At 63.5% G+C, this 6121-nt stretch carries 6 protein-coding genes and 2 tRNA genes; 2 read left to right on the top strand and 6 right to left on the bottom strand.

The features are described 5' to 3' along the window. Together nikR and QZY06_RS19505 are read right to left on the bottom strand one after the other, a co-directional pair. On the bottom strand, positions 1 to 219 hold a 219-nt coding region (nikR, locus tag QZY06_RS19510), incomplete at its 3' end, for a nickel-responsive transcriptional regulator NikR (RefSeq protein WP_295687272.1). 25 nt (positions 220 to 244) lie between these two features. Next, the gene (locus QZY06_RS19505) at positions 245 to 1612 is read right to left on the bottom strand and encodes a cystathionine beta-synthase (protein ID WP_295687270.1); all 1368 of its coding nucleotides are present in this window, start codon (positions 1610 to 1612) and stop codon (positions 245 to 247) included. A 74-nt stretch (positions 1613 to 1686) separates the two neighbouring features. Here QZY06_RS19505 and orn point away from each other — a divergent pair, with 74 nt between their 5' ends. Next, positions 1687 to 2250, top strand: a complete 564-nt coding sequence (orn, locus tag QZY06_RS19500; RefSeq protein WP_295687268.1) for an oligoribonuclease — start codon at positions 1687 to 1689, stop codon at positions 2248 to 2250. 16 nt (positions 2251 to 2266) lie between these two features. On the opposite strand, the gene QZY06_RS19495 is transcribed toward orn, so the two are convergent. Both QZY06_RS19495 and QZY06_RS19490 read right to left on the bottom strand, forming a co-directional pair. After that, positions 2267 to 2515: a hypothetical protein gene (locus QZY06_RS19495; RefSeq protein ID WP_293397627.1), complete on the bottom strand. Its 249-nt coding sequence runs from the start codon at positions 2513 to 2515 to the stop codon at positions 2267 to 2269. Positions 2516 to 2638: 123 nt separating this feature from the next. Continuing rightward, the gene (locus QZY06_RS19490; RefSeq protein WP_295687264.1) at positions 2639 to 4840 is read right to left on the bottom strand and encodes a S8 family serine peptidase; all 2202 of its coding nucleotides are present in this window, start codon (positions 4838 to 4840) and stop codon (positions 2639 to 2641) included. A 287-nt stretch (positions 4841 to 5127) separates the two neighbouring features. Between QZY06_RS19490 and QZY06_RS19485 the strand changes: the two genes are divergently transcribed. Further along, positions 5128 to 5203, top strand: a tRNA-Ala gene (locus QZY06_RS19485). Between the two features lie 122 nt (positions 5204 to 5325). Here the strand turns inward: QZY06_RS19485 and QZY06_RS19480 are convergent. Together QZY06_RS19480 and QZY06_RS19475 are read right to left on the bottom strand one after the other, a co-directional pair. Further along, positions 5326 to 5868, bottom strand: coding sequence for a prepilin peptidase (locus tag QZY06_RS19480; RefSeq protein ID WP_295687261.1), 543 nt, complete (start codon positions 5866 to 5868; stop codon positions 5326 to 5328). Positions 5869 to 5930: 62 nt separating this feature from the next. Next, positions 5931 to 6006 (bottom strand) — tRNA-Arg (locus QZY06_RS19475). Positions 6007 to 6121: the final 115 nt, after the last annotated feature.

Genomic DNA, 6121 nt, shown 5'->3' with positions numbered 1-6121 from the left:
GGCCAGTCGGCTGGCCAGCTGGCGCTCGTGATGGTTGTAGACGTAGGACACCGTGGCCACGCAATGCGAGGCCTTGCCGTCGTCGATGCGTTCGTTCTCAAGCCGGCCGCGGAGCAGATCGCGGAACGCTTCGGAGCGGTTTTCGTAGCCGTGGCGATCGGCCCAGGCGTCGAACTGATCGGCCAGGGTTTCGTCGAGGGACAGCGTGATGCGGCGCATGTGTGCTCCGGGAAAGGATTGAGTTTCAGGTTTGCTGACGCAGGTAGTTGAGCAGATCGATCTTGGTGATCAGGCCAATGAAGGCACCTTCGGCATCGGCCACCACGGCGACATGATCGCGCTGGAACAAGTCGATCAGGCTAGCCATCGGCGCATCGGGCCGAATCGTCTCGACCTTGGCCACCATCGCCGTCGACACCGCATCGTTGAAGTGTGCGGAGCCGGCCTGCACATGTAGCAGCAGATCGGACTCGTCGATGATGCCGACCACCCGTGGCCCTTCCATCACCGGCACCTGGGAGACATCGAACAGCTTCATCCGCCGATAGGCGAGCAGCAGGCTGTCGTCCGGCTTCAGGGTCACCGCGCCGCCTTCCTGATAGCGACGGACGATCAGGTCCAGCAGGTTGCCGTGGCGCGGCCTTGGCAGCAGGCCCTGCTCGAACATCCAGTGATCGTTGTACATCTTGCTCAGGTACTTGTTGCCGCTATCGCAGACGAAGGTGACCACGCGCTTCGGCGCGGTCTGTGCGCGGCAGTAGCGCAGCGCGGCGGCCAGCAGGGTGCCGGTCGATGAGCCGCCGAGCAGACCTTCCTTGGCCAGCAGCTCGCGCGCGGTCAGAAAGCTTTCTGCATCCGGAATCGAGTAGGCCTTCTTGGCGTAGCCGAGTTCGCAGTTCGGCGGAATGAAATCCTCGCCGATGCCCTCGACCAGCCAGGAACCCGGCGTGATCTGTTCGTTGCGCTCGACCAGCGGTTCGAGGATCGAGCCCTTCGGATCGGCCAGCACCATCTCCAGATGCGGCGCGACTCTCGCGAAGTAGCGGCCGAGCCCGGTGAGCGTGCCACCGGAGCCAACGCCGACGACCACGGCGTCGCACATCTGTCCTGTCTGGGCCCAGATCTCCGGGCCGGTGCTTGCTTCGTGGGCGAGCGGATTGGCCGGGTTCGCGAACTGGTTGACGTAGAAGCTGTTCGGCGTTTCGCGAGCGAGGCGTTCGGCGATGTCCTGGTAATACTCCGGATGGCCCTTGCCGACGTCGCTGCGCGTGATGATCGTGGTCGCGCCGAGCGCTCGCAGGTGGAGGATCTTCTCCTGCGCCATTTTGTCCGGGATCACCAGCGTGATCCGATAACCCTTCTGCGCCGCGACCAGCGCCAGGCCCAGGCCGGTGTTGCCGGCGGTGGCTTCGATCAGGGTGCCGCCGGGATGAATCAGGCCGTCGCGTTCGGCGGCTTCGATCATCGACAGGCCGATGCGATCCTTGATCGAGCCGGTCGGGTTCTGGTTTTCGAGCTTGACGAACAGCCGGCAGAGGCCGGTGTCGAGGTTCCTCAACTCCACCAGCGGCGTGTTGCCGATGGTGTTCAGCACGCTGCCATCGCGGGGCATATCGCACCTTTCGAAAACGGGAAGTTGCGGCAGGTTAGCACGCGACTTTTCATCAGCCTGCTACCCTTCGCGCCATGAAAAACAGCCCCGAACAAGCGTCCAGCAACCTGATCTGGATCGACTGCGAGATGACCGGTCTGATCCCCGAAGAACACCGGATCATCGAGATCGCCACCATCGTCACCGACAGTGAGCTGAACGTGCTCGCCGAAGGTCCGGTGATCGCCGTACATCAGCCGGAGCACGAGCTGGCGAAGATGGACGAGTGGAACGTCAACCAGCACGGCAAGTCCGGCCTGACTGCGCGCGTGCGCGCCAGCCAGGTCAGCGCAGCGGAAGCCGAAGCGCAGACCATCGCCTTTCTGAGGGACTGGGTGCCGGCCGGCAAATCACCGATCTGTGGCAATTCGATCTGTCAGGACCGCCGCTTTCTCGCTGGCTGGATGCCGACGCTAGAGCGCTACTTCCACTACCGCAATCTCGACGTCAGCACGGTCAAGGAACTGTGCCAGCGCTGGGCGCCGGAAACGGCGAGGGGATTCAGGAAGGAGTCATCGCATCTGGCGATGGACGACATCCGGGATTCGATCGAGGAACTGCGCTACTACCGCCAGCATTTCATCCGCTCGGCTGGCTGAGCCCGCAGGCGCGGCTTCAGTCGCGTTTGCGGCGGCCGGGCTTGTCGTCGAACAGATCGTCGAAGTCCTCGCCGATCAGTTTCTTCAGCTCGCGTTCCTCGCGCAGGCGTTCGACATCCCGCCAGTCGCGCGAGCGGCCATTGGGCACGACATTGCCCTTGGCATCGACCACGGGCGTGTCGTCTTCAAAGCCTTCCACCTCTTCCGCAAACTCGTCGAACGGCTTCGGTTGCGGTTGCGGTTTCTTGCCCGGTCTGCCAGCCATGCGTGTGCGTGCTCCATCCAGTGACGTCGTGATTTGCGCGCGTTTTAGCAGGCTTTCAGCAAGCGTGGAAGCCCCCCTGCACAGCCATTGGTCGCGGTCGCGGGAGAACCGCCGGACGAGCGGTCATCGGACTGCTTTCCGGCGCCTCAGCAGCGCCACACTCAGCAGCATCGCAAGCAGTGCTGGCGGTACTGCACCGCCACCGCCACCGCCGCTACCAGGTGGTGGCGGCGTGTTCTCCAGCGCTGCGCGCAGCGTGTAGTTGGCACCTTGGGTGCCACCGAAATTGACCACGGTGACGTAGTAAGTGCCGATGCGAGGAGTGTCGATGGTGATCGTCTCGTCGCCGTTGGCCGCGGCATCGCCGCGCTGCGCCTCCGGCACGTTGACGAAGTAGAACGGTTCGGGATCGCCCTCGGTGGTCGGCACGCCGGCGCCGAGATCGACGTTGTACTGCGCCGGTTCTCCGTAGCGCACGAAGATGTCGACGTCGTTGACGGCGGTGGACTGCACGACCAGGCGATTGCTGCCAGCCGGCAGACGGGTCACGTCGAAGCTCCAGGTGTGGAATTCGTCGTAAAGGCCCGGCGCGAAGCTTTGCGAAGCCGTGGTGCCCAGGCTCAGCTTGCCGATTTCCATGATGAAGCGACGCGTTGCTGTGTAGCCGCCATCAGCAGTGATCGCCAGCGCGAACTGCACGTACTGATGGCCGCTGACAGTGGCTGGCACGCGCACCTGGAAATCCACCGGCTGGATGACGCCGGAGCCAAGCGTGCCGAGCGAGGCGGTGCCGCTGTTGACGACCACGCCGGCGCCGCTGGCGGTCAGCGTAGTGCGGACATTGGTCGCCGCCAGCCAGAGATTCTCGACGGTTACCCGCAAAGTTGTCGTTTCACCGGGATCGAGGCTGCCGTTGCCGTTGGCACCGTCCTCGACGGTCGCTGGTACCAGCACCGGTACGTCGACATTGCCCGTGTCGTACGCCAGCGTGTAGCTGCTCGCCTGTACGGGGCGGATCACCAGCGAGGGCCTTGGCAGCAGATTCAGCGCCTGTCTGGCATCGATACGGCCGCCAGCGGTACGCAGGTTCACCGGGTTCGATGGATCGAGTCCGACCTGGCCACTTTCGATCAATCGCGCCTTCACTTCGGCAACCGTCGCGGTCGGATAGTAGTCGCGGATCAGCGCTGCGACGCCGGCCACATATGGAGACGAGAACGAAGTGCCGTTGATGCCGTTGGTGGTGTAGCCGCCGCCGAGTGTCGTGGTGACGATCTGCAGACCGGGAGCGGCCACCGGCACGGTCGTCGAGCCATAGTTCGAGAAGCTGGCGATGCCGTCCTGGCGATTGGTCGCGGCAACGGTGAGCACGTTCGGCAGCTGGTAGTTGGCCGGATAGCTGGCGCCGGAGATGTCGATGTTCGAGTCCTGATTGCCGGCCGAGGTCACGAACAGGATGCCGGCGGTATTCAGTGCGGAGATAGCATCACGCTCGGCCAGCGAATAGCTCGGGCCACCGAAGCTGGCGTTGACGATGCGCGCACCGTGAGTTCGTGCGAAGTCGAGTGCTTGCAGTTCGGTGGCCACGTCATAGGCAAAGCGCAGCGGCATGATCTTTTCGTTCCAGGCCGCACCCGCGACGCCGATGCCATTGTTGCCGCGCGCCGCAGCAGCGCCGGCCACGGCCGTGCCGTGCGATTCATCGGCCGAGGTCGGGCTGGGGTCGGAATCGTTATCGGCGAAGTCGTAACCGTTGACCAGGTTGTCAATCAGATCCGGGTGCGAGGTCTCGAAGCCATCGTCGATGATGGCGATCGTCACGTTGCCGCGCCCGATGCGATCAGCGATGCCGGTACCGAGCGAATCCCAGGCTTCGACCAGATTCATGTCGGCGCCTGCGATGCCGGCCGGACCGTCGAGGGCGAAGTTCGCTTGCCCGGTGTTGCGCAGTCCCCATTGCTGCGGGAACAGCGGATCGTTCGGCATCGCCGCCATCGGCCGGCGCATGAAATTCGGCTCGGCGTACTCCACCGCAGGGTCGGCGGCGAGCATCTTCAGGGCGCCTGGAACATCGACCACCGATGTCAGCTTCAGGCGCTCGAAGCGGCCATCGAAGTAACGTGCTTCGGCGCGCTGCCCCTGCGCCGCTCGAAGCGTATCGCTAGCCTGAGCCTTCATGCCGGCGCGGTACTTCACGATTACTTCGCCACTGCGATAAGTCAGCCTTGCCGAAGGGTCTGCCACCGCAGAGTTTGGCGCAACGGCTTGCGCCAGCATCGGCGAGATCGCCAGGTACAGCAGGGCAAGCTTCAGCAGTCGGTTCATGAACGGGTTCTCGAAGACGGAGCGCGAGCGAATCATCGGATCATCGCCAAGCAGAAGGTGAGACGCCACTCGTAACGGACGGCCTGCGCCGACAGCCGGCATCAGCACCGTGGACCACGAAGAAAAGGGTTCCCCTTTCGGTTGACAAGGCTTAAACTGCGCGCCGTCGTGCAGATTGGCTGACGGGAAATTCATCCTCCCGGTGTAGACAGTTCTCGCGACGGCAAGTTGTCTTGCAGCGATGATGATTGTGTACTCCGCAAGACAGCAGGCAGCAGGTTTCGTGTGGGGACGTAGCTCAGTTGGGAGAGCGCGTCGTTCGCAATGACGAGGTCGTCGGTTCGATCCCGATCGTCTCCACCAATTACCTGCTGATCGAAAAAGCGCTTCCCGATGCGGAGCGCCTGCTTCTCAAGCCGAAGCCCAAAAAACACGTTTCCCTTACCGCAGCGTTATGTGGCTCGGTCGTGTGCGCGACCGCTCACTCAGTGGCCAGCCGCAGCGGCCCAGAGCACGGCGGCAACGGAACCACAAAGAATGGCTCCGGCGTAAGGAAAGCGGAGCGGGCCGGTGCCGTCCTTGTCGACGCGCTTGCCCAGCCAGGTCCCGCCCAGGATCAGGTGCTTGATGCCGAAGCCATAGCGCTGCACGGTTTCGCGCAGACCATCGCGAACGATCAGCACGATGATGGCGATTACCGCTCCGGCGATGAACGTGCAAAGCACAGCGGCCAGCGTGATCGACGGACCCAGGAACGTGCCGACAGCGGCCATCAGCTTCACGTCGCCGGCGCCCATGGCTTTCAGCAGATGGAGCGGCAGCAAGGCCATCAGGCCCAGCGCCAGCCCGCCAAGTGCTGCACCTGGCGTCACGCTGCCGGAGCCGATGACTGCCAGCGAGATCCCCACGGCAGCGCCACCCAGCGACAGCAGGTTCGGAATTCGCCGCGTGCGGCTGTCGATGATCGTCGCCGCGATCAGCACCGCGAGCAGGATCCAGTGCGAGGGCGAGTTCAGACTTGCGTCCACCTTGGCGCTGCTCCTGGTATCCGACGAGAGTCGATCGTGCTTCTTATGACGATGCTGCGATGTGGTGCCCCGAGCAGGAATCGAACCTGCGACCTACCGCTTAGGAGGCGGTCGCTCTATCCACTGAGCTACCAGGGCGTACATCGAAAAGTTCAAGCTGCGTGTAAAGCAAGCTTGGTGCGCCCGGCCGGAATCGAACCGGCACGCCTGCGAAGGCGGGAGATTTTAAGTCTCATGCGTCTACCAATTTCGC

Origin of the sequence: uncultured Nevskia sp. (assembly GCF_903885465.1) — a bacterium.
In the GTDB taxonomy this organism is placed as follows: domain Bacteria; phylum Pseudomonadota; class Gammaproteobacteria; order Nevskiales; family Nevskiaceae; genus Nevskia.
This window is presented reverse-complemented; position numbering and strand designations above follow the sequence as displayed.

Bases quoted from the DNA above. Each gene is read 5' to 3' on its own strand.
- QZY06_RS19505 (WP_295687270.1), bottom strand. From the start codon at position 1,612: ATGCCCCGCGATGGCAGCGTGCTGAACACCATCGGCAACACGCCGCTG.
- orn (WP_295687268.1), top strand. From the start codon at position 1,687: ATGAAAAACAGCCCCGAACAAGCGTCCAGCAACCTGATCTGGATCGAC.
- QZY06_RS19495 (WP_293397627.1), bottom strand. From the start codon at position 2,515: ATGGCTGGCAGACCGGGCAAGAAACCGCAACCGCAACCGAAGCCGTTC.
- QZY06_RS19490 (WP_295687264.1), bottom strand. From the start codon at position 4,840: ATGAACCGACTGCTGAAGCTTGCCCTGCTGTACCTGGCGATCTCGCCG.